The sequence below is a fragment of the Sporolactobacillus terrae DSM 11697 genome, assembly GCF_000648615.1.
Classification (GTDB): domain Bacteria; phylum Bacillota; class Bacilli; order Bacillales; family Sporolactobacillaceae; genus Sporolactobacillus; species Sporolactobacillus terrae.
The window spans coordinates 21,842-44,065 of record NZ_JFZC01000011.1 but is presented as its reverse complement, the minus strand read 5'-3'; the positions used below and the strand labels follow the sequence as shown (position 1 = coordinate 44,065).

Sequence of the window (22,224 nt, the reverse complement as noted above, 5' to 3'; positions counted from 1 at the left end):
CTCTGTTCTGTTTCTGCCTACTCTCTTGACGGCACCGGGCAACCATTTTGTCAAAGCCTTTTCTTAGGCTGTTTGGCGAAAGAATCACTGTGCTCCAAAAATCATCTTTCTGTGACCAGCGAATTAAATACTCAACCTGCTCTTTCGTTCGCTTGTCTCGTTCCATCATGAGTCGCATGTCATTCGCCCATTTATCCAGGCTTTTCGGTGATTTGTAGTTAGGATTATTCTCCTTGATCAAAGAGAGTAATAGATTCGCCATTGCCATGTGCTCGTCGGAAAACTTGTTTTTGCGACAAGAAGTATTTTCTTTTTCTTTATCTAATTCTTTATCTATATCTGTTGCGTGACTGTCACGTGACGTCACGTGACCTGATGAATCATCCTGTTCAGGTACCGGTGGTTCGGGTAATTGCTTGTCCCGTTCTCGCTGTTTTCTTTTCCTTAATCGGTTCTGTTCCTTGACCTTCTCCATGCCTTCCAGGTTTTGATAGACATCCCAATTCTTTATCCGAATGACCTGGTCCTCGTTCATTTCGATCATCCGGTACCGTCTAAAGGTTTCCAAAGCCAAGCGCACCGTATTTAGTGGTCGGTTGAAGATCGTTGCCATTTCTTCCGTTGTCATTGGCACATTCTCCGTCAACATGATGTAGCCGCCAGCGTTTGCGCGCCCGGCATAACTGAGTAATTTCACCCAAATGATAATGATCGTATCAGCATCGGGAAGTGCTTCTATCAGCTTTATTTTCTCATTTTCAAACATGTCGGTTTTCAACTTGATCCATGTAATATCACCCAATGCCCTTCACCTGCCGTTCCTGCTTCGCCATGCGATAATACCTGCATTTATTCTTCTTGGCATAGGCGACGGCATGAGGCTTATCCTGAACGATCATGTCCACTTCCAAAGTGGCAAAGTATCCATACCAATCTTTATTTGTCTTGAGTGCCAAACCATCGTCCCCCTATCGACTTTGTTCGCGCAGCCAGGTCAAAATAAATGCCTTGGCTTCTTTCGCAGGAAACTTCCATTTAGTCCCTACCTTGTACTTTTCAAAACGGGGATCATAAAAGAATTCCTTGAGAATCGTATTCCAGCTCATGGAAGTCTGCCGGCAAAGTTCCTTAGCACCCCAAAGCAGAAGTTCGTTGTCCATGGACTGCAGGTGTTCATCAACTTTTTTCAGATAGATTTTGCGCAGTTCAGCTTCATTCACTTCGACGTTGACCATACTCATTGCGATTTCTCCTTTCCTACGGCACTCCTGCCCGCTACAGGATCAACGTCATGCGTTAATCCTGTTCCGGACAGGGGTCATCCGGCCTATTATGCTTGTCCACCTCAACGCTGCATGCTAAAATGGACATATATCCTATTTGATTGATTGACATATCAATAAGTCTCCGTTGCACCGGAGGCTTTTTTCATGCGCTTTAGAACTGCTTTCATCTCTGCAAGCTCTGCCATCACCCAACGTTCGCTCCAAACACAACCGAGCTTCTTCAGACCGCCGCGGATCTTTTCCAATTCGCTGATCCGATCCATAACTTCATTCATCGCTTTTTCACCTCGATCAATTGAATTCCGTTCACCTTTTCCAAACAGTCATGCACGTGCACAAAATGATTAAATTCAACGTCATTCATCTTGCGTGACATGTCAGAGAACAGGATTGCAAGATTACTAAGTTCACACATGATTTGAAAGTTCTTGTTCATTTCCGCATCCTTCTCGCTTTCAGCGTGACTTCCAATCGATGGAACATATTCCGAAATGATAATCCATACTCACGGCAATTCACGCGGACCAGATTCACCATGGAGCATGCTGCTTCAAGCACTTCCTCATTAATGCTCTGGACCTCTTGCTTGTCCCGATCCGTTGCGTATTCAGGTGGCTTGTACAGCTGAGCCTTTGCCAGCTTGTCCATCGCTTCCTGCGTCTCTTTCATCGCCAGGTCAATCATCGCCAACGTGTCTTGCCGAATATAATCACCGTCTAGCGGTGGCAGCGAGACACCATTCGTTGCCAAAACACCAATCTCCATCATGAGATCCGGATCATCGAAGCGATTGCTCAACTTCGGTAACACATCACCAGGAACGCGCCGTCTTTCATTCGCCCACGCGCTGATTGCCTGCCGGGAGTAATGAACATCCACAGCCAAATCCGCCTCTTTCACGGCCCCTGCTTTCATTGCATTTTTTAACTTTGCACCGAATGACACACATCCACTCCCTTTCAATTTTTTAATCTGAATAGCTACGCCCATGCAGATAACCATTCAAAGCAATTTTGCAGTGCTCATAGGCTCTTATTTCTGCACTAGATTCAATAATCTGTTCTTTTAGGCCACACTGTTGAAAAAATTGGATGCGTTCCTTATGCGTTTTGATGCAATCATCAACCAATTTCAAAAAAGTATCGCAAGCATCATCAGCAGCCATTCCAGGATAATAATGTTCCTTAGCCACTTGAGTTCCTCCTTCCAATAGATCAATTGAGGTCATTTTGTTTGGTATACTATTCCTATCTGATAGAGATAGGAGGTGAATCACATGAGCATTGACACAATCCCAAAGTACAAAGTGCAGTATATTAAAGACTTATTGAGTGAAGCCTACAGTTACGCACAACAAGCATATGCAAAGGTAGCCGAAACCTCCGAGCCTGACTATCTTTCTGCGTCAACATTTACCACAGAAGCAAACACGTTTTTTATCAGTGCGAAATCTTTTTACATGCACTATCCTGATCTCGCTCATTATGAATTTGAAAGCACATTTGAGTCTTTTAAAAACTTCAACTTTGAAATCTTGCAAACAATTACAAAGCGAGACGAAAACACATCTTGGCTATATTCCAGAAACGAAGACTTGAAAAGCAGGTATGATTCATTAAGTAAGCAACTTGATCAATTGCTTGAGAACATTACCGAAAAATAATCTTTTTGCCTTAGCCCCTTGTATGGGGCTTATTTAATCTTGATTTCGCCTATTTTTTTATAGACGCTATGCCTTACCTTGGTGCCAACAAACTCCGTCAAATATTCGGGAATTGAAGCACTCATTAACTTCTTGAGATTGTCCCAACTCGACAAATCATAAGCATCACTAATCGTTTTTGCCTTTTCAAATATCTGGTTAACAATATTATTTGCAGTTTCATTTACAAACTGATCAATGTCTTCAGCTTTCACCTTCATTCACCCCCTCTCATTTGTGTCATCCTTGCCCTCTGCTCCACACTCAGAACTGCTATTCTTAATTAATGGAGGCGATTCCGTATTGCTTAACATTGATCCGCCTCCTTTCAGACTGTGCTGCTTTAGATTTAATTTTAGTATTTTGTTACCTTTTGGTAATTCATCGATACAATAAAATAATTGTTCAAACTTCAAATCAGGAAAAGCCATGAGAATACCTGATATAAACTTACTTCCCGGGTTCCTTTTTCCGTTTAAAATACGATTAACTGTACTGTTTGCAACACCAATCAACTCTGCAAGCTGACTATCAGTAATTTTTTTAATTGCAAGATAGTCGCGTAAAAATTGTGATTTAACAGCAATGTTCGCTGCTTGTTCCATTAATTTCACCACTCTTTACCATTTGGTAATTACCTTATGGAAATAATATATCATCTAAATTACCATTTGGCAACACTTTTCTATTAATTATTCATATATTAATTGCCTTTTGGCAACATGTCATATTTAATGGAGGTATAAGAAGACATGGAAGGATTGATTTTCTTGAGTAATTTTGGCGAATATTTACGTCAAAAACGAGAATCAAGAGGGCTTACACTTAATCAAACCGCTATGTATTCAAGAATTAGTGCTGCTCAATTATCTCGTATTGAAAATGGGAAACGTGGCATTCCGAAGCCTCCAACAATAAAGGCTCTTGCCGAAGCTTTAAAAGTTGATTATGAAGATCTAATGGAAAAGGCCGGCTATATTGATTCATCCGAGAAAACAAATGGAGACAAAGAAGACAATGGTGAAATGTACTTCTTTGAAAAAGACAAATGGTCACCTGAGGAAATTGATGAAGCTCGCGCCTTTATCGAAGCTCGCCGGTTGATGAAGAAGAACAAGAAATAATTAAATATAGAATCTTTAGGGGGAATGCTACGATGTTTGGCAAAAAGAAACCATTACTTGATCCCAACGATTATGAAAAAGTATTTTTCTCAAGCCTTCAAAAACAACAGTAGCAATTGACACGCATTCAGTTCATATCTTCCGCAAGGGTGTCAATGCTGCTTTCACCGTTGGACTAAGTGGTGAAAAAACAATTCCGCTCTCCAGCATCACCAGTGTTCAGTTTAAAAAACCAGGAATGACCAGTGGATATTTACAATTTGGTGTCCTTGGTGGCAAAGAAACACAAGGCATTATGAATGCCGTCAAAGATGAGAACTCCGTTATTTTTATCAAAAAAGAACTTGACCAAGCATTAGAACTGAAAAAGTATGTAGAAGATCGTATTAACAAGAACAACAACTCCACGAATAGCCTTGATCCGGCCGACCAAATTAAAAAGTTTGCCGAACTCAGAGATCAAGGCATCATCACCGAAGAAGAATTTACCTCAAAGAAAAAGCAACTACTTGGTATTTAATTTTTTTGTCAATTCCATATTACTTTTGTAATAGATAAATAGATTCACAACCGGAGAGTAGAAGAAATTCACATTTTGTTCCATACATCATTTATCTCCAAATATTACTCATGATGATAAAATTTTTATGGATCGAGGATGATTAAAATGTTGGAACACTTTAAGTATATGCCAGTACTGAGGTACCGCACTCAAGAAAGAAAAGCGCTAACAGAAACAGCATTTAAAGACACAATTTGCCCATTGATAGAAATTGTTACAGCTAAGCCACGAGCGAATAGTAAAACTGAAATTATCGAAACAATTGTAAGTGAACTTGGGCAATTCAACACGAACTTTTTTCTAGACATTCCGCTATATTTAAATCTCCACACTAGCACAAAAAAACCCGTACAAGAGTTCATTGGCGAAGCTAAAGCTAAAGATCCAGACTTTAAATTAGAATTTCTTACTGATTCCAGATTAGTTTCGTTGAAACAGATAGTTCCTGTTATCAGTTACGATCCGAATGAAGTAATCTTCCACAAAAATTCGATTACTTCACAAGAAAAAGTATTAAGGAAATTTTATGATACTGTTGCATTCCGAGTTTTCCCAGAAAAAGTAGATGAAGCGCTCAAAGAGATATCTTCAATATTGAAAAATGGTGATGTAATTATTTACGAAATAGATGTGTCAACCGCACCAAACGGAAGCGCAGCAAAGTTGAACTACCCTAAAATTTTTAATGTTAATAGTGATATCAGATACAAAACAGTTTTAATTCGTCCTTTTGTACCAAACGATTTAACAAATACAAAGTTAGTAAACGGATCTATTATTTCTCAAATTGATAACAGTTTAAGAGATGATTATTCTTCTTTGGGATTTGATGCATTTGGTGATTATACAAGCATAAAAAAAGATGAATTGACAGATGGTGGATCCATCAGTCCTGGGTATATTATGTATACAACTAAACAAAACGTATGCTATGGATTTAAAGGAGATAAAAATAAATTAGTGTCTTTTGAAACAAAAATAGCACCCTCTGTGATTACATCTTTAGCATGGAGTCATTATAGTGAAGTTCACCATAGCAATTGCATGGGATGCAAAAAAATTTCAGAGATAGTATCTGCAAAACGAAGTGGAAAAAGTCAAGGTGAGTGGAAGGGATATTCTGTCGCCCACTATCTTCAAAGCATGGTTGATTTCTTATAATAAATCGTTTTTGGATCCGCTTGTGTCTTAAAAAACATTTGGATATCAATTGGATATATAACATTGAAATTTCGTTGTAAATAAGTCCATTGATCCGTATACCTATTCTTTAACGCCTTTTTAAAAAAGGCGTTAATTTCTTGTTTACTGAAGTTATGTTTTATATATTGTTCTTTTCTAATTCGGTCCAATTTAGCCAATTCAGGGTATTTTTTTAAAAGAAGATTGAGTTCTTTTACAGTCAACGCGTTTAGTTGACTATCAGAATTAAATGAACTATTGTATTCTGCTTTTTTCCTGAATGAAAATTTACAACTTTCGCCCTCAAATCGATACGTTACCACACCACAATTATCGGGAACTATATTTATGACACGTTTTAAATGCTTGGGGTGAATAACAACATAAATATATTCAAAAGTTGACAAATAATCATTTAATTGTTTCGGAAGTTTTTCTAAATTATCTAATTCTGTTTTAATTTCATAAGCATGTGACTTGCCATTAATGCGCCCAATATCCAATCTACTATCCCCAATGTTTAGCTCGAAGAAAGATGTCTCATCAGATTTTTGTAGATATCTTTTAATGAGATTATACTTAACCCTATATTCCGCTGGATAGTATTTCATAATAAAATCATTAAATATTTTGTGACCAACTACATAGTTCTTCTTTTTTTCCAGCCGTCTATATAAAGCATCGGGAAATATTTGCTTGATTTTATACCATAAATTTGCATCAAACAAAAATGGATTGTATTCATGATAAAGATCCCTTGCAATATCCACTAAAGTCTCCTCATTTAACTCGTTCGAATTCGTTGCAAGATCTAATTGAATTTCCATTTTTAGTTCACCCTCTTTCTATAGTATAAATCGATTTTAATTATATCAATTTATGAAGTATAATCCAAAACAATAATTGTAAAATGCTCCTTTACGGGGTTTTCTTTTTGTTCTATAATCGAACATATATTCTCATTGGAGCTGATGACATGCCTCGACCTTACTTCCCTTCCACACTTGAATCCTGGGTTTCACAGAAATTCATCGATCAAGGCATTATGAAGCCTGAAGATCTCGAACTGAAGAAGATTGCTCACGCGTTCGGCATTGAGTATTCAATCTGGCATGGTCATCCCTTCGCCTATCGCATCTCAGAGGATTCGGCTGCCTACATTGTTGAAAATGACCAGGCTGCAGAATATGAGCAGCGTGAACACTTTTTTCACGAACTGGGTCACATCCTTCGGCATTGCGGTGATCAATGTGATCTGCCTGTGCCGTTTCGTAAGATGCAGGAAGCAGAAGCTCGTCAATTTGCTCTTTATGCAGCCATCCCCTACCACATGATCGATTTCAACCGCAATTATTCTTTGGAAAGTATCATGCAGGAGTTTCATGTCACACGAACCCTGGCTTACACTCGAATCGAGAACATACGCCAAAAATTCATTCAGCGGCAGGATGTTCAATGTATGGAAATATGGATCCAACTGCAGGACAGATCAAACAAACACTGAGAGGAGCATGCTTATGGCCAGTTTCAGAAAACGCGGCGACAAGTGGGAATATAGAGTTAGATATAATGATCCGATTACGCATAAAAGACTCGAAACGATGAAGAGCGGTTTTCGAACAAAAAAGGAAGCACAGATTGAGTCTGCAACCATCGAAGAGAAGATCTTTCTTGGCCAAACAACCATCGTGAAAAATCAAAAGATGCTTGTTAAAGACTGGATCTATGAATGGCTTGAGGTTTATAACAAGAACATTAATCCAAAGACGTTCAGCTACCGAAAAGATTATGTGGACCGCATCATCGTTCCGGAAGTTGGCGGATACCGGCTCGGTGGAATTACCAAAACGCAGTACCAGCGCTTCATCAATAAGCTCCGTAAGAAGTATAAGAAACGAACCGTACAGTCCATTCACTCGATTGTGTGCACTGCCTTTAACAAGGCGGTTGAACTGGAACTGATTCCAATGAACAAGTTCAGGAATATCTCGATCGAAAACGATGATAGCGTCAAACTCAATCATCTTACGCGTGAAGAAGTCACCTTGTTTATGGGGGCTGCGCGCCGATCCCCTTTCCATCATTTTGCGATTGCTTCACTGTTGCTTCGTACCGGCATGCGAAAAGGCGAAATGCTTGCGCTCACCTGGGATGATGTTGATTTGGACAATCAAAAGATCAGAATCACAAAATCTAGGGATCACACCGGTGAACATCTTCCCAAAACAAAATCAAGCTTACGCACAATCGCCATTGATGATACGCTCGTTGCCGTTTTGAAGAAATACCAAACCTGGCAAAAAAAGAATCGGTTAAGCCGCAAACATTATTTTGACTCCAATTACATGGTGACCATTCCAAACGGCACAGAGATGGGCGAATACGGCGTGAACAAGGTCATTGATATGATCCTTGCCAAAACAACTTTGAACAAGCACATCACGCCTCACGGGCTCAGGCATACGCACGCAATCATGCTTCTTGAAAGCGGTGTTGATATTAAATCAGTAAGCGATCGACTAGGTCACAGCAGCGTCGAATTCACCGCCAATGTTTATGTGCATTTCACGCAGAACTTGGAAACGGGACTGATCAACAATCTTCAATCCTATCTCACTTATTAATTTTGTGGGGGCAAAATGGGGGCAAATCCATTTTGTCCCCTTCAAAACCCCTTTACTGCACACGTTTGAACATCTTTTCCATTTCGTAGGGCGTGAAATGTACGAGTACTGGGCGGCCATGCGGACAGGTAAACGGATCCTGCGCTTTGCTCAAGCTGTCCAGCAATGCTTGGATCTCATCGGGCCGCAGGTAGTGATTGGCTTTAATCGAACGTTTGCAGGCCATCATTTTGGCCAGCTTTTCACGCAGCTTTTTAATCGAAACTTTCCCCGTTTCAATCAGTTGATGAACGATGTCATTGATCATTTCTTCTTCCCTGCCTTCTGGCAGCCAAGTCGGATAGGAACGGATGATCAGACTACGCGTGCCGAAGGATTCAAAATTCAGCCCAATTTCCTGTAAATAATCTTGATACTCAGTGACTGTTTCATACTCAGAGGCACTGAAATCGAAGGTCATTGGGACAAGCAATTGCTGCACTTCACGCGCGGTTTCGCCAACTTTTTCACGGAAAAATTCATACTTGATGCGTTCTTGAGCCGCATGCTGATCAATAATATACAGCCCGTCCTCATTCTGGGCAAAAATATAGGTTCCGTGCATCTGACCGATCGGGTAAAGCTTCGGCATTCTTCTTTGCGGTTCATCCGATGGAGAATCTTCTACGTCGCTTGTGTCCTGCACAGACTGCTCCAACGTGGTTGCCGATTCATCCTTTCCTGCCATTTGCGATGAAAAAGTATGCGTTTCAGGTTCATGGACTTGTTCCGAAAATGCCTTTTCTGTTTGGGTGTGTTCTGAATGCTCGATCGGTTCTGAGAGATCTGGTCCGGTCACGGCTGTTGGTGAAAAGTCCAAAGTCTGCTGCTCATTTTTCGGTTTTGAAGCACGACTATGGGGTTTTCCGGTTACAGAAGGAATCAGCCGTTCACGATGAAATGCAGAACGAATCGATTCGCTGATCAACGCACACAATTCTTTCTCCTTGCTGATTCGCGCTTCAAGTTTCGCCGGATGAACGTTCACATCAACAAGAGACGGATCCATCTGTATATGAAGAACACAAATTGGATAGCGTCCAATCATCATTAACGTATGATAGCCCTCCATAATGCTGTTAAAAATCGGATAGTTGCGAATGAAGCGGTTATTAATGAAAATGTAGACGTACTGTCTTCCCGCTCGTGAAATCTGTGGATGCACTGCCAGTCCTTCCACCTTGAAATCAAGTGACTTCCCAGAGAATGGAAATGCTGCTTTCGCCGTGCGCACACCATAAATTGCAGCCAAAACGTGGCTCAATTGGCCACTTCCATTTGATTGAAAAACAGTTTTTTGCTCATGAACTAATGTAAAACGTACGTGGGGATAAGCGAGTGCCATTCGGTTGACCACATCGGTCATTTGCCCAAGTTCCGTGTGAATACTTTTCAGATACTTTAATCGTGCCGGCGTATTGTAAAAAAGGCCTTCAACTTTGATTGACGTTCCTTTCCGGCTTTGCGCCAGTCCATCGGCAATCACATGACCGCCTTGCAGTACAAGATGCGTGCCCGGATGCACTCCGTCAGAGGTTGTCAACTCAAGATGTGAAACTGCGGAAATACTTGGCAATGCTTCACCGCGAAACCCCAGTGTCGCAATATGAAAAAGATCGGAATCCTCATGAATTTTACTGGTCGCATGGCGCTCAAAGGCGATGCGACAATCTTCAGGAGCAAAACCGCGACCGTCATCGGTAACCTTTATGCGCTTCAATCCGCCTTCTTCAATCTCAATTAATACTGAGGATGCTTCCGCATCGATCGCGTTTTCCACCAGTTCTTTAACAACCGATGCCGGGCGTTCGACCACTTCCCCAGCTGCTATTTTGTTCGCCAGTGTTTCACTCAGCCTTTTGATGACACCCACGAGAGACTTCTCCTTTCATCCATTTATTTTTTTAATGTTTTCTGAAGCTGAAAGAGCTTGTTCATTGCATCCATCGGCGTCATCGACAATAATTCGATTTTATCTAATTCTTGCAGCACCCTTCGCTCCTGCTTGCTGCGTGGTGGTTGTTCCTGTTCTTTCGGTTCTGTAAAGAGCGCTAATTGCTGCGGTTCTTCCTCGACTTCTTGTGCTGCAGCTGCTTCACCCCGTAAATCGGATTGATTCCCATCATCGGTTACAGAATCTGCAGCTGCATTGCCCTCCAGTCCTTGAAGAATTGTATCCGCGCGCTCAATCAGTGCGTCCGGCAGGCCAGCCAGTTTGGCAACATGGATGCCGTAACTTTTGTCCGCTTGACCTTCAAGCACTTTATGCAGGAAGACAACCGTTCCGTTTTCTTCCATCGCTCCAACATGAATATTTTTCAGCCGCTCGAGCTTCTCTTCAAGAAACGTTAATTCATGATAGTGCGTTGAGAAGAATGTTTTCGCTGCGATGTGGTCATGAATAAATTCAACAATCGCTTGTGCAATCGCAATTCCGTCATAGGTTGACGTTCCGCGGCCAATCTCATCGAGCAGGATCAAACTGTTCTGAGTCGCGTGACTCAGCGCATAGTTGGCTTCATCCATTTCAACCATAAACGTACTCTGTCCGGATACAAGATCATCGGCGGCTCCGATGCGGGTAAAAATTTGATCGAAAATCGGCAGCTCCGCATGATCCGCCGGGACAAAACAACCGACCTGCGCCATAATCGCAGTCAGTGCAGCTTGGCGCATATACGTACTTTTTCCGCCCATGTTCGGTCCGGTGATCATCAATAGATCACATGTTTCGTCCATTCTAATGTCATTCGCAACAAAAGTGCCGCGCCGCATCACCCGCTCAATGACCGGATGGCGGCTGTTTTTAATTTCAAGTGCCCGTTTATTCGAAAATTGCGGCCGAACATAGCCGTTTTGGTCGCTGACCGAGGCAAAGCTTTGCAGCACATCCAGACTGCTAACAAGTCGCGCTAATTTTTGCAGACGCTCAGACTGTTCTTTAATCTTCAAACGAACATCGCCGAAGATTTGGAACTCAAGACCGACGCGCTTTTCTTCTGCTTCGAGAATGACGCGCTCTTTCTCCTTTAATTCCGGGGTAATAAACCGTTCGGCGTTGGACAACGTTTGTCTGCGTTCATAACGTCCTTCCGGGATCAGCTTCAAATTAGGTTTAGAGACCTCAATATAATAGCCAAACACTCGATTGTAACCGATCTTTAATGATTTAATCCCGGTCGTTTCGCGCTCCTTCGCTTCAAGTTCGGCAATCCAGCGCTTGCCGTTTTTCGATGCATCGCGGTACTGATCCAAGGTTTCATGATAACCCGGTTTAATCATCCCGCCGTCTGAAGTGGTAAACGGAGGGTCATCCACGATTGCATCCGTAATCAGCTCGCGAACCTCCGTACACGGATCCATTTCTTGTTCGTATTGAGCTAACGCTGTTTCATCTAATTCAGCCAATATTCGTTTGATTTCCGGAATTTGTTCCAGCGAGCGTTTCAACTGAACCACTTCGCGCGGGTTAACATTTCCAAAAGAAACCCGGCCGACCAAACGTTCCAGATCATAGACATTACCGAGCAGTGAACGCAAGGTCTCGCGCTCCAGCAAACGCTCTTTTAATGCCGCAACAGCATCCAAGCGTTTTTCAATCTTGCTCTTGCTGAGCAGCGGCTTTTCGATCCACTGCTTCAGCCTTCTTCCGCCCATCGCTGTTTTCACATCGTCGAGCAGCCACAGTAGCGATCCATACGTTTTCTTCTCGCGATTTGTTTGCGTCAATTCCAAATTGCGCCGCGAATGCTGATCAATCATCATATAGGCATTAATTTGATAGACTTCTGCACGTTGAAGATGATCAAGCGAACGTTTTTGCGTGTTTACCAGGTAGCTGAGTAGCTTGCCCAGCGGATCGATTAATTTTTTCTGATCAATGCCCACGGCAATCTTTTGTAATGGGTCGGGTACTTGACTCGCATCGCTTTCAGAGAAAGTCATATTCAAGCGTTCAACCATTTCTTCTTTTTTATCCGGATCAAAATTGGACGCAAGAATCAGTTCGCGCACATCATTGGCATCCAGTTCTTGAATCACACCATCCCAACCGGAAATCAGCGTCACCCGTATTTCACCCGTCGTCAAATCGCTCAAGGCCAGTCCAAATGAACCGTCTTTGGCGGCAGTCAACGCAGCCAGATAGTTATTTTTTTTCGGCTGAAGCGACTCGTCTTCCATGATTGTTCCCGGCGTGATCATTTGAATTACTTCACGGCGCACCATGCCCTTGGCAAGCTTTGGATCTTCCATCTGTTCACATATCGCTATTTTATAGCCTTTATCAATGAGCACCTTAATATATTGTTTTGCAGCATGGTAAGGAACCCCGCACATCGGAATATACTCGTCCTTCCCACCGTTTCTTGAAGTCAGTGCAATCTCCAATTCTTTCGATGCTTTTTTCGCGTCATCGAAAAAGAGTTCATAGAAATCACCAAGTCGAAAAAAAAGAAAAGCGTCTTGGTACTGCGCCTTAATTGCTAAATATTGCTGAATCATTGGGGTATAGCTCATAATCTGTTCATTCCACCTTGCGCTTTTCCTGCGGTTTATTATCCTATTATTATAGCACAGGGCAGCTGCTTTCTGCTTTGCTCTTACGTGAAAACCAAAGTGCCCGATAACAAAATTGAGTGATATAATGGAAAAAATAATCAGGAAAGGAACACCTGTATATGAATGAAAGTTTGCAATCTTTAAAGAAAAATGTACATACTGTGTTAACGGGAAAAGATCGATTAGTTGAGCTTGTTTTTATCGCCATGATCTGCGAAGGTCATTTGCTTATGGAAGACGTACCGGGAACGGGAAAAACAATGATGGCGAAGCTTATTGCAAAATCAATAAAGGGTCGCTTCACACGTGTCCAATTCACACCTGATTTGCTACCGTCTGATATCACGGGAATTAAGTTTTTCAATCCGAAAACACAAGCATTTGAATTGCAGTTAGGTCCTGTCATGACAAACGTTTTACTGGCAGACGAAATCAACCGTGCGACCCCACGTGCACAGTCCAGTCTTCTTGAAGTCATGGAGGAACGTCAAGTGACCATTGAAGGCGAAACCTTTGCCATTGAAAAACCTTTTCTTGTCATCGCAACGCAAAATCCAATTGAATCTCATGGCACCTTTGCACTTCCTGAAGCACAAATGGATCGCTTCTTCATGCAGATTTCTTCCGGATACCCAACCTTTGATGAAGAAAAGGAGATGCTTCATCTCCATCGTTCCGGAAATCCATTGGAAAAAATCCAGCCGGTTATTACGAAACAAACGCTTCTTACGCTGCAGGGACAAGTGAAACAAATTCATGTCAGCGAAGCTGTCGAGCACTATCTTCTCGAAATCGTCCGAGCCACCCGAGATAATACTTGGATCGCAAATGGGGTCAGCCCTCGTGGAACGCTTGCCTTTATGCGCAGCGTGCAAGCTAAGGCGTTGGTGAGCGGACGCGATTACGTTGTTCCCGAGGATGTAAAAAGTATGGCAGTTCCTGTGCTTGCACATCGTCTCGTTCTTTCGATGGAAGGCGAGCTGCATGCGACCAAAAGGCAGATCATTGATGATGTTCTGGAACATACAGCTGTACCCGTTGAATCAGGGGCTTCGCAAAAATGAAAGGATACGCAACCGATTGGCAGTCACGTAATCAGACTCTTTTCTATTTTTTTGGTACCTTGGTGTTTTTTGTCGGATTTATAGGAAACTCATTTTTATGCTCACTAACCGGGCTTATCTTTGTTATTTGTGCTTTTCTTTCGAAATGGTATGTGCTGAACATGATTCGTACCTTTGTTATTGAAAATCAACAACATGATTTGCGCTTATCGGTAGGCGATGAGAGGATCCTTAAAATTAGTCTTGAAAATCGCTCGCCAATACCCTTCTTTTCACTTAAAGGAAGAATCGCTGCAGACAAAAATGTCGTTTTTCCCAATGACAATAGCAAGGGGCAGAATTCTGCTTACAGCTTTACAATCACGGGTCCCGCTCATGGAAAAGTTATTGTCCATTGTCCCGTCACTGCATTGCAACGCGGGATTGCGCGCGTTCGCTCGCTTGAATTTATCTGTTCGGATCCACTTCATATTGTCCGCTGTTCGATACATTTTGATCAATTTCTGAAAAGCAATGTGGTGGTTTATCCTGATCCAGAGCCTGTCCATCAGCTTAATCTCATTCCTCCTCAGATCTCGGGCACACGCTCTGCCAAGCATTCACTCTATCACGATGTTTCAGCACCTTCCGGAATTCGTGATTATACCTACTCCGATCCATTTAAATACGTTCACTGGAAAGCGAGCGCCCGAACTGGTCGTCTTCAGACAAAAACGTTCGAGCAAGTTGCCGATCAGAACTGGATGTTTCTTTTTCTGAATCAACCAAACTCTGTGCATCATCAGCCGCTAGCAGATTTTGAACAGCGGGTCGCTGCTGCAGCATGGCTCGCTCAGGAGGCGTGTCGACGAACCATTGACACGTCCCTCTACTGCAATACGAAATCAATTGGTCAACAAATGATCGGCATTGAATCAGGAAAAGGAGAGGTTCAGCTTCGAAAAACATGGGAGTTGCTCGCGTTTATTCAAGCTTGGCAAATGAAAACCCCCATCACTCAAGCACTGAAATGGATTGACCGCAAACTGGGTCAGCCGCAAATTTTAATTTTCTTGACTCTGGATCAGCCGGAGCTTGCTGCACCTTTTCTCGAAAAATGGTTAAAAACCGGGCATCAACTCTTTATGCTACGCCGAGTTGATAAGCGCTGTATTCTTGAACAGGTTGAGAAAGGAGCATCCGCAGTTGGTAGCATTTAAACACTTACTCACCTTTATCCTGTACCTCGTGTGTGAATGGTTATTTTGTTTTCTTGTCCTTTTGCCGTTCATTGCCCATCAATGGGCACCGCTTATTCTATTTGCTTGTTTAGCAGTGATCCATATGCTCTTATTGGGCAGTCTGCAAAAATTACGGCATGTAACATTCGCTGCCTTTCTCAGTGTTTCCGTGTTGATCGGTCTTGCAGCGCTTATTCTCTTCCATCTCAGTCTCTTTGCGAGTATGCTTTTAACCGCGCTACTTACCTACTTCTCAATTCGAGGTGATGAGGGACGAAGTGTAGAGCGGCTCTGGCGACTGATTGTACTCTTTGCAGCTGTTGTCTGCATTTATGCCCTTTTTACACCAATCCGTCATCCATCTGCACTTTTTATATTGCTCATTGCAGAACTGGCAGCTGCGCTCACTTTGATTCATCTAACAAGCGGAATACGCGGACATGTTTTGCTTTTGATTTCCGGAATACTAGCAGTTACCGCATGCATCACATCGATGATCGCCGCTTTGTTGAAGCCGGCAGTGACATTCATTTATGATTCCTTGTTTAATTTCATTGTTAAACCGCTCAGTTATGGAGCGTTTTCAGTGCTGTTTGGTTGGCTGAACGGGCGTTTAACGCCGCACGCCAATAGTGAAATAAAGCGTGCACTTCAACGTTCAAGCACCGAAAAAAAAACGTCAATGCAGAAAATAGTCCCTGATGCACAAGCTAACTTTAACTTTGGTTTGCTGTTCGGTATTCTGATTGCAGTCTTGCTCCTGCTCATTGCTTTTTGGCAGCTGCGGCGCATTAACATGAGTAAAGCAAAAAAGAACGTGCAGGATGATGCGATAAAAACTGAAAAAATTCCACTTCAGAGTGCCCCCAAGCGAGACAGGAAACCTATTCGATTATCTGCGCCCAAACACACCGTTCGGCGCGCAATCTACCGGCTTCAAAAACAGGCGAAAAAAGTGGGATGCGGTCGGCACCCTTACGAATCACTGCAAGAATGGTTATTCCGGTTAAATCTAAACGCAACAGATCGTTTAATCACTTATTATGAAAAAGTACGCTATGGGAATCAGGAACTGACTGCTTCTGAACAGGCGATGTATCTTGACAGCGTGCATGATGCTGAGAAACAACTAAAACGTTTAAAGTAAAACCTGCCCTTAAGAAAACCCAACTATGATAAAATGAAACGAGGAAAACGAAGGGAAGAACATCCAAATATGTGATTGACGTATTCATTCTAAAATTCAAGAAATCAATTGAATAGGAGTGAATACGTCATGAGAAGCAAGCATTTTTATTACCTATGGCTTGGACAGTCTCTTGCAAACTTGGGCGATGTCTTTTACCTTGTCGGTTTAATGGCACTTCTGTATCGCTTGACGGACGCTGCCGTAACGATTGCGTTTGTTCCTTTTTTAAGCACCGGATCACGTTTTGTCAGTGCGACCATTGCACCCATCGTTCTCGAATGGATGGGGCTCAAACGTTGTCTTGCCATTTCGCAAACCGCTAAAACCCTCTTTTTATTGGCCTTTCTCTTGACTTCAATCGCATTAACTGATCGAATCGGCAGTATTGCCCTTGCTTTTCTCATTCTCGTATTGATCAGTTTTCTCGATGGATGGGCAGCGCCTGCGCGCGGAGCATTGGTTCCACTGCTTATATCTAAAAAGAAGTTGCTCGCGGTAAACAGCTTTCTTTCCTTACTTGATCAGTGTATGGCGATGCTCGGTTGGGGATTGGGCGGTTTGCTGGTCGTACAGATTGGAAGTTACAAGCTCTTAGCATTAACTTTACTTCTTTATGCGATCAGTTCAATAGGCATGGCGTTGATTAAAGTAAACGAAGCAAACGCAAAAAAAGCGAACCAGCCGAAATGGACGCTTATGAAGAAAGGTTGGCTGACGGTCTGGCGTCATCCATCGCTGCGCATCATTTTCATCATTGATTCACTGAGCACGGTTGCCGATGTTGTGTGGATTGCAGCGATCATCTACATTTTTGTCGATAAGGTATTGCATGTTGATGCATCATGGTGGGGATCTATTAATTTCAGTTTTTTTGCCGGGCTGATGCTGGCCAGTCTTTGCGGGATGCGCTGGAATCGGCATATCAAACATCAGGCAGCATTCTACGCGCAATTTAGTTCGCTTTTGGCCTGTATCTTCACCTTTTTGTTCGGCATCAACTCGATTCCGATAATGGCACTCGTCCTTTCACTTTTATATGGGCTTGCCGTTCAATTAAAAGCAACAATTTTTCTCACGATTGAGCAAACCTGCGTGCCTCCGAAGCAGTTGGCCAATGTCTTTTCGGCAGCTGATGCCGTTCAATCTGTTTTATTTGCTATTGGCAGTCTTCTCATTGGCATGTTAGCGGACTGGCTCGGCGTCCGTACCGTTTTTATCATTTCTGCATTCCTTCTGATGCTGGAATGCGCCATCCTATTCATGCGGCGAAAACAACTTTTCATGTATGGAACACGACAGGATACTTAATCGATTCGATTCCAAAAAGCCATGATCCAATACGCGATCATGGCTTTTTTATGCAAGAAAACCGGGTAACATGCCCGGTTCTTGGCTTACCGCTGCTCGCTCAGGGCACCAGAGACGATGGCGATTCTTTAGCTTAGCGGTCCAAGCGCGTTCAAGCGTTTTTGGTTTTCACCCAACGAATAAAAAAAGTCGCAGGTGCTGCACCTACGCATTAATCATCACTATTTCTTGCCTGAGATGAATACCCTTTCTTTTAGTCGTTATCTTTCTCTTCATCGGTTAAAAGTTCTGAGTCCAGACCGTCTAACTCCGAATCCAGATCTTCGTCGTCAACATCGTCTGCCTCAACCAGTCCATTGTCATCGACCTGAACTTTAACCTTTGTTTCACCAATAACTTCAACGAGGAATTCGCGCTCTACTTTTGCGACAATTTCTCCTTCTGAAATCTTTGCTTCCAAGCAATTTGGTTCCTGCAATGCGCGACAAGAAACATCGACCTGATCCGAAGTCACTTGTTTATCGCGCAAGGTCAACGGTACACGATCTTGATAACTGACGGTTTTACAAACAACTTCGGTTTTCGTATTGTCATTATACGAATACCATGTGTTAATGTCATAGGTCCCTTCGACAAGAACCGCATCCTTATGATAGGTAGTTTTATAGTTATTGTTGATGACCCAGCATCCAAGGATGTTCGAAGGTTTGTGCAATGGTGTCACTGTGTGCGCGGATTGGCTGAATTTTTTCCCTTTTCCGCATATGGCTTTCGTTATAATTTCCCGATATACATTCTCTGCCAAAAGTCGAAACCTCCTTTGCCTTCTTCACTTCATGTTATGCAGGGCGAATGCCACGTGTGATACAAAAAGAAGACGCAGGAATGAAAAAAAGCTTCTCTATTGAGAAGCTTATAAAACGCCAGAAGTACAGCATGCTCCCATTACTCTTCCGGACTTGGATTTTCACTTTTTGGGACAACGCGCTGGGAAATTAAATGAGTCAGCATTTGCAGGAAGTCATTAAGCTCTTCCTGCCTAAACTCCTGAACGACTGGAATTGCATCGAGTTCCGCCTGCAATTGATCGATAATTGCCTCGTTCCGATGATAGGCTTCTGTTTTGCCAAAATGTTGCAGGTTTACCGATTCTTTTTGATACTGTTTGATCCTTTCAACCAACTGCTGAACTTTTTTATTAGCACTGATTTTTTCTTCAGCTTGTTTGTAAAAGCGAACTTGATCCGACTCAGACAGCTGTCGCGCAAGTCGTTCAGCTTTAGCAACTAGTTCTTCTTTCGAGTAATAATGCTCCATCAACGGACACCTTGCGTTTCTTCTTGCCATTCGCCATTCAGCGACCACATTTTCGCATTGGTAATTTTTACATTCACCAATTCACCAATGAGCGATTTCGGTCCCCTGAAATTGACCACCTTATTGGTTCGTGTATGACCGGAAAGCACTTCAGGATTTTTGCGACTTTCGCCTTCAACCAGCACTTCAACCGTTTGATCCTGATATTTTGCATTACTTTTAGCCGAAAATTCATCCATCAGTTTATTCAAGCGCTGCAGACGCACTTTTTTGACTTCCATTGGAACGTTATCTTTCATCCGAGCGGCCGGAGTGCCTGCTCGTGGCGAATAAATGAACGTAAATCCACCGTCGAATTCACATTCTCGTACGAGTGACAGGGTTTCCTCAAACTGTTCATCCGTTTCATTCGGAAAACCAACAATGATGTCTGTTGTAAATGAGGCATTAGGAACCGCGTCTTTTATTTTATGGAACAACTCAAGATAACGCTCGCGTGTATAGCCTCGGCCCATAATTTTAAGGACATCCGAACTGCCTGATTGTACCGGCAGGTGGATGTGCTCGCACAGATTGCCACCCTTAGCAAGCACTTCAATCAGATGGTCGTCAAAATCTTTTGGATGACTGGTTGTGAAACGGACGCGCGGAATGCCAATCCGACGAATCTCATCCATTAAATTACCTAGACCGTAGTTTTGCAAATCCGGGAGATCTTTACCATAGGCATTAACATTCTGACCGAGCAGCGTAATCTCTTTATAGCCTTGACGTGCTAATTCACGCACTTCCTGAATGATTTCTTGAGGGTGCCTGCTCCTTTCTTTTCCCCGCGTATAAGGAACAATACAATAGGTGCAGAACTTGTCACAACCGTACATAATGTTGACCCACGCTTGAAAATGGCCGCGACGCGACTGGGGCAGATTTTCAACAATATCTCCCTCTTTTGACCAGACTTCAACAACCATCTCTTTACTGAAAAGCGCTTCCTTAAGTAACTGCGGCAGACGATGGATATTATGCGTGCCGAAAATCAGATCCACTTGTGGGTGCTTGGCAAGAATCTTGTTAACCACGACCTCTTCCTGAGCCATGCAACCGCAGACCCCGAGGATCAATCCAGGCTTTTCAAGCTTTAATGTTTTTAAAGTCCCAATATGGCCAAACACTTTATTTTCGGCGTTCTCGCGAATGGCACATGTATTGATCAGGATTACATCTGCCAGCTTGGGATCATCTGTTTCGTGATAGCCCATCTTTTCTAAAATGCCGGCCATGACCTCTGTATCATGTTCGTTCATTTGGCAACCGTATGTCTCAATCAAGTACTGTTTTCCTCGACCAATTGCTGCCATATCCTCAGGAATACTGAAATCATTTATAATTTGAACCGCTTGTCTGCGACGCCTGCGTGCATCTTTTAACGACGGCGGTTGAAAATATTTAGAAAAATCAACTTTGCTTGATGTCTGTTCAGACACGATGCAACCTCTCCTTCAAAATCTCATTCCTAAATTATAGCAAACTCAAGTCTGATATGAAAGAAAGAGAACGATTTCCCAGCGAATCGCCTGCCATCCAGCGTGTTCGCAATGCTTTTCTACCTTGAAGAGTGTATAACATAGGTAACAATTTAATCCTCTTAGCAGACGACATGATAAGATAATGGTTATACTTTTTTGAACGTTATTATGGAGGGTGAATGATGATTCTATTAGCACAAAATAGAAATTTTCGATTGTTGTTTTCTGCTCGTTTAATTACAAACATTGGTGATAGTGTCTATTTTATTGCAGCGATGTGGCTCGTGTACCAATTAAGTGGATCATCTTTCTTTTCCGGACTTGCCGGCTTTTTGACCATGATGCCCCGCACGTTGCAATTTCTGATCGGACCGATTATTGATCGTTATTCAATTAAAAAGTTATTAGTCGGCACACAACTGGCCCAAGCCTGCCTGCTCGCAATCATTCCTGCTGCTGCATTAACCGGAAATCTCTCAGTTACTCTGATTCTGATTATTATGCCGGTGGTCTCGTTCCTCAATCAATTTTCTTTTCCTGCTGAAAGTGCACTGATTCCGCAAATCATGAAAAAAGAACAATGGATTCAAGCGAATAGTTTAATGACACTTGCTTATCAAGGAACGGATGCTGCCTTTCAAGCGATAGGCGGTGCACTCGTTGCATTACTTGGCGCCGTTTCGATGTATAATGCCGATATCCTTTCATTTGGTTTTGCGATTGTACTATTTACAATGCTCAAATTACCCGAGCATCCCCAAGCGTCAACCAAACAAACCATTCCCGATCAGTGTAAGCAATATTTTATTGATTTGCGTGAAGGATTTCGTATGGTCATTCATTCCATTATCGGTAAAATGATGGTTGGTTCGTTAATGACCAACTTTGCATTGGGCGCATTAGTTGCTGTTTTACCGGCATACTCCGATCACTTGGGTGGCCCCGGTATGTATGGATTAATGATGGCCGGGATGGCAGTGGGTACCTTAATTGGTGCGCTGGTTGCCCGCTGCTTTAAAAACAAACCGGTTGGAAAAATGCTGATCTTTGGTTATTCCATTGGATTTCTGCTTTGGCTTGCAGCAGCACTTGTTCCAAATCCAATGCTCTCTTTCATCTTATTCTCGGTTAGCCTTGTTTTTCCCGGGTGTAACAATGTTCTCAATTTTACACTGATTCAAAACGTTGTGCCGCAACACTTGCTCGCCCGTGCCATGTCACTTGTTGCAAGTCTCGCAACCTGTATTATGCCGCTCGGATCACTTGTCGGTGGCTCACTAAGCGATCTTTTCGGATCACCGATAATCTTTGCCGCTTCCAGCATTGGTTTTTTCCTATATGCCGCATACGTTGCGCTCATGCCATCACTGCGACGTTTGCCTGCTGCAGCAGCGGTAAACCCCGAAAATTATGGCTTTTCCGCATAAACAGAAGCCATTCATGGACAAAGTCATGCTTAATGAACGCTTTTTTCCGCGTTGATGATGGATTCACCCCGGCATCGAATCGCCATATCAGCTC

General features: G+C 42.8%; 26 protein-coding genes. 11 read left to right on the top strand and 15 right to left on the bottom strand.

What is annotated here, in order from left to right; all coding sequences use genetic code 11:
• From AA84_RS0101695 to AA84_RS0101665, 7 genes are all read right to left on the bottom strand, one after another.
• Window positions 1-802, bottom strand: an 802-nt coding sequence (locus AA84_RS0101695; protein WP_037562668.1) for a phage replisome organizer N-terminal domain-containing protein, incomplete at its 3' end; no start/stop codon positions are given.
• Window positions 795-956, bottom strand: coding sequence for a hypothetical protein (locus AA84_RS18895; RefSeq protein WP_160168683.1), 162 nt, complete (start codon window positions 954-956; stop codon window positions 795-797). The genes AA84_RS18895 and AA84_RS0101695, both read right to left, overlap by 8 nt.
• 12 nt (window positions 957-968) lie before the next feature.
• On the bottom strand, window positions 969-1,241 hold the full coding sequence (locus tag AA84_RS0101685) for a group-specific protein (protein ID WP_328286221.1): 273 nt from the start codon (window positions 1,239-1,241) through the stop codon (window positions 969-971).
• A 155-nt stretch (window positions 1,242-1,396) separates the two neighbouring features.
• Complete coding sequence (locus AA84_RS18890) at window positions 1,397-1,561, bottom strand: hypothetical protein (protein WP_160168682.1); 165 nt, start codon at window positions 1,559-1,561, stop codon at window positions 1,397-1,399.
• A complete protein-coding gene (locus AA84_RS18885; RefSeq protein WP_160168681.1) occupies window positions 1,558-1,722 on the bottom strand; it encodes a hypothetical protein in 165 nt (54 codons plus the stop codon). The genes AA84_RS18890 and AA84_RS18885 overlap by 4 nt, the downstream gene beginning before the upstream one ends.
• Entirely contained in the window at window positions 1,719-2,231 is a 513-nt protein-coding gene (locus AA84_RS0101670) for a helix-turn-helix domain-containing protein (RefSeq protein ID WP_028975757.1), read from the bottom strand. Before AA84_RS0101670 ends, AA84_RS18885 begins: the two co-directional genes overlap by 4 nt.
• A gap of 22 nt (window positions 2,232-2,253) precedes the next feature.
• Entirely contained in the window at window positions 2,254-2,478 is a 225-nt protein-coding gene (locus tag AA84_RS0101665; RefSeq protein WP_028975756.1) for a hypothetical protein, read from the bottom strand.
• Between the two features lie 84 nt (window positions 2,479-2,562).
• Between AA84_RS0101665 and AA84_RS16825 the strand changes: the two genes are divergently transcribed.
• Window positions 2,563-2,949: a hypothetical protein gene (locus AA84_RS16825; RefSeq protein ID WP_051577737.1), complete on the top strand. Its 387-nt coding sequence runs from the start codon at window positions 2,563-2,565 to the stop codon at window positions 2,947-2,949.
• Between the two features lie 29 nt (window positions 2,950-2,978).
• Here the strand turns inward: AA84_RS16825 and AA84_RS0101655 are convergent, their stop codons facing one another.
• The gene (locus AA84_RS0101655; protein WP_152540337.1) at window positions 2,979-3,203 is read right to left on the bottom strand and encodes a hypothetical protein; all 225 of its coding nucleotides are present in this window, start codon (window positions 3,201-3,203) and stop codon (window positions 2,979-2,981) included.
• A gap of 6 nt (window positions 3,204-3,209) precedes the next feature.
• On the bottom strand, window positions 3,210-3,593 hold the full coding sequence (locus AA84_RS16820) for a helix-turn-helix transcriptional regulator (RefSeq protein WP_037562667.1): 384 nt from the start codon (window positions 3,591-3,593) through the stop codon (window positions 3,210-3,212).
• 147 nt (window positions 3,594-3,740) lie between these two features.
• Between AA84_RS16820 and AA84_RS18505 the strand changes: the two genes are divergently transcribed.
• The 3 genes from AA84_RS18505 (at window position 3,741) to AA84_RS0101625 (ending at window position 5,835) form a co-directional block, all read left to right on the top strand.
• Window positions 3,741-4,112, top strand: a complete 372-nt coding sequence (locus tag AA84_RS18505; protein WP_037562665.1) for a helix-turn-helix domain-containing protein — start codon at window positions 3,741-3,743, stop codon at window positions 4,110-4,112.
• Window positions 4,113-4,194: 82 nt separating this feature from the next.
• Window positions 4,195-4,632, top strand: a complete 438-nt coding sequence (locus AA84_RS0101635) for a DUF4429 domain-containing protein (protein ID WP_028975753.1) — start codon at window positions 4,195-4,197, stop codon at window positions 4,630-4,632.
• A gap of 147 nt (window positions 4,633-4,779) precedes the next feature.
• Window positions 4,780-5,835: a beta family protein gene (locus tag AA84_RS0101625; RefSeq protein ID WP_028975752.1), complete on the top strand. Its 1,056-nt coding sequence runs from the start codon at window positions 4,780-4,782 to the stop codon at window positions 5,833-5,835.
• On the opposite strand, the gene AA84_RS0101620 is transcribed toward AA84_RS0101625, so the two are convergent.
• Window positions 5,811-6,683, bottom strand: a complete 873-nt coding sequence (locus tag AA84_RS0101620) for a sce7726 family protein (RefSeq protein WP_028975751.1) — start codon at window positions 6,681-6,683, stop codon at window positions 5,811-5,813. The two genes, AA84_RS0101625 and AA84_RS0101620, sit on opposite strands and share 25 nt — an antisense overlap.
• 149 nt (window positions 6,684-6,832) lie before the next feature.
• Between AA84_RS0101620 and AA84_RS0101615 the strand changes: the two genes are divergently transcribed.
• Both AA84_RS0101615 and AA84_RS0101610 read left to right on the top strand, forming a co-directional pair.
• Window positions 6,833-7,360: an ImmA/IrrE family metallo-endopeptidase gene (locus AA84_RS0101615; RefSeq protein WP_028975750.1), complete on the top strand. Its 528-nt coding sequence runs from the start codon at window positions 6,833-6,835 to the stop codon at window positions 7,358-7,360.
• A gap of 13 nt (window positions 7,361-7,373) precedes the next feature.
• Entirely contained in the window at window positions 7,374-8,480 is a 1,107-nt protein-coding gene (locus tag AA84_RS0101610) for a tyrosine-type recombinase/integrase (protein WP_028975749.1), read from the top strand.
• Between the two features lie 52 nt (window positions 8,481-8,532).
• Here AA84_RS0101610 and mutL read toward each other — a convergent pair whose 3' ends face one another.
• Window positions 8,533-10,392, bottom strand: a complete 1,860-nt coding sequence (mutL, locus tag AA84_RS0101605) for a DNA mismatch repair endonuclease MutL (protein WP_028975748.1) — start codon at window positions 10,390-10,392, stop codon at window positions 8,533-8,535.
• Window positions 10,393-10,415: 23 nt separating this feature from the next.
• Complete coding sequence (gene mutS / locus AA84_RS0101600) at window positions 10,416-13,037, bottom strand: DNA mismatch repair protein MutS (RefSeq protein WP_028975747.1); 2,622 nt, start codon at window positions 13,035-13,037, stop codon at window positions 10,416-10,418.
• Between the two features lie 161 nt (window positions 13,038-13,198).
• Here mutS and AA84_RS0101595 point away from each other — a divergent pair, with 161 nt between their 5' ends.
• The 4 genes from AA84_RS0101595 to AA84_RS0101580 all read left to right on the top strand — a co-directional run bounded on the left by AA84_RS0101595 (window position 13,199) and on the right by AA84_RS0101580 (window position 17,860).
• Window positions 13,199-14,143: an AAA family ATPase gene (locus tag AA84_RS0101595; protein ID WP_028975746.1), complete on the top strand. Its 945-nt coding sequence runs from the start codon at window positions 13,199-13,201 to the stop codon at window positions 14,141-14,143.
• Complete coding sequence (locus tag AA84_RS0101590; RefSeq protein ID WP_028975745.1) at window positions 14,140-15,342, top strand: DUF58 domain-containing protein; 1,203 nt, start codon at window positions 14,140-14,142, stop codon at window positions 15,340-15,342. The genes AA84_RS0101595 and AA84_RS0101590 overlap by 4 nt, the downstream gene beginning before the upstream one ends.
• The gene (locus AA84_RS0101585) at window positions 15,329-16,510 is read left to right on the top strand and encodes a DUF4129 domain-containing protein (protein WP_028975744.1); all 1,182 of its coding nucleotides are present in this window, start codon (window positions 15,329-15,331) and stop codon (window positions 16,508-16,510) included. The genes AA84_RS0101590 and AA84_RS0101585 overlap by 14 nt, the downstream gene beginning before the upstream one ends.
• Window positions 16,511-16,639: 129 nt before the next feature.
• Entirely contained in the window at window positions 16,640-17,860 is a 1,221-nt protein-coding gene (locus AA84_RS0101580; RefSeq protein WP_028975743.1) for an MFS transporter, read from the top strand.
• A 253-nt stretch (window positions 17,861-18,113) separates the two neighbouring features.
• Here AA84_RS0101580 and cotE read toward each other — a convergent pair whose 3' ends face one another.
• The 3 genes from cotE to miaB all read right to left on the bottom strand — a co-directional run bounded on the left by cotE (window position 18,114) and on the right by miaB (window position 20,661).
• Window positions 18,114-18,665: an outer spore coat protein CotE gene (cotE, locus tag AA84_RS0101575; RefSeq protein WP_028975742.1), complete on the bottom strand. Its 552-nt coding sequence runs from the start codon at window positions 18,663-18,665 to the stop codon at window positions 18,114-18,116.
• Between the two features lie 140 nt (window positions 18,666-18,805).
• The gene (locus AA84_RS0101570; RefSeq protein WP_028975741.1) at window positions 18,806-19,177 is read right to left on the bottom strand and encodes a YlbF/YmcA family competence regulator; all 372 of its coding nucleotides are present in this window, start codon (window positions 19,175-19,177) and stop codon (window positions 18,806-18,808) included.
• Complete coding sequence (miaB, locus tag AA84_RS0101565) at window positions 19,177-20,661, bottom strand: tRNA (N6-isopentenyl adenosine(37)-C2)-methylthiotransferase MiaB (RefSeq protein WP_028975740.1); 1,485 nt, start codon at window positions 20,659-20,661, stop codon at window positions 19,177-19,179. Before miaB ends, AA84_RS0101570 begins: the two co-directional genes overlap by 1 nt.
• 224 nt (window positions 20,662-20,885) lie before the next feature.
• On the opposite strand from miaB, the gene AA84_RS0101560 reads away from it, so the two are divergent.
• Window positions 20,886-22,130 (top strand): MFS transporter, encoded by a 1,245-nt coding sequence (locus AA84_RS0101560; protein ID WP_037562663.1) that lies wholly within the window; start codon window positions 20,886-20,888, stop codon window positions 22,128-22,130.
• Window positions 22,131-22,224 lie beyond the last annotated feature (94 nt).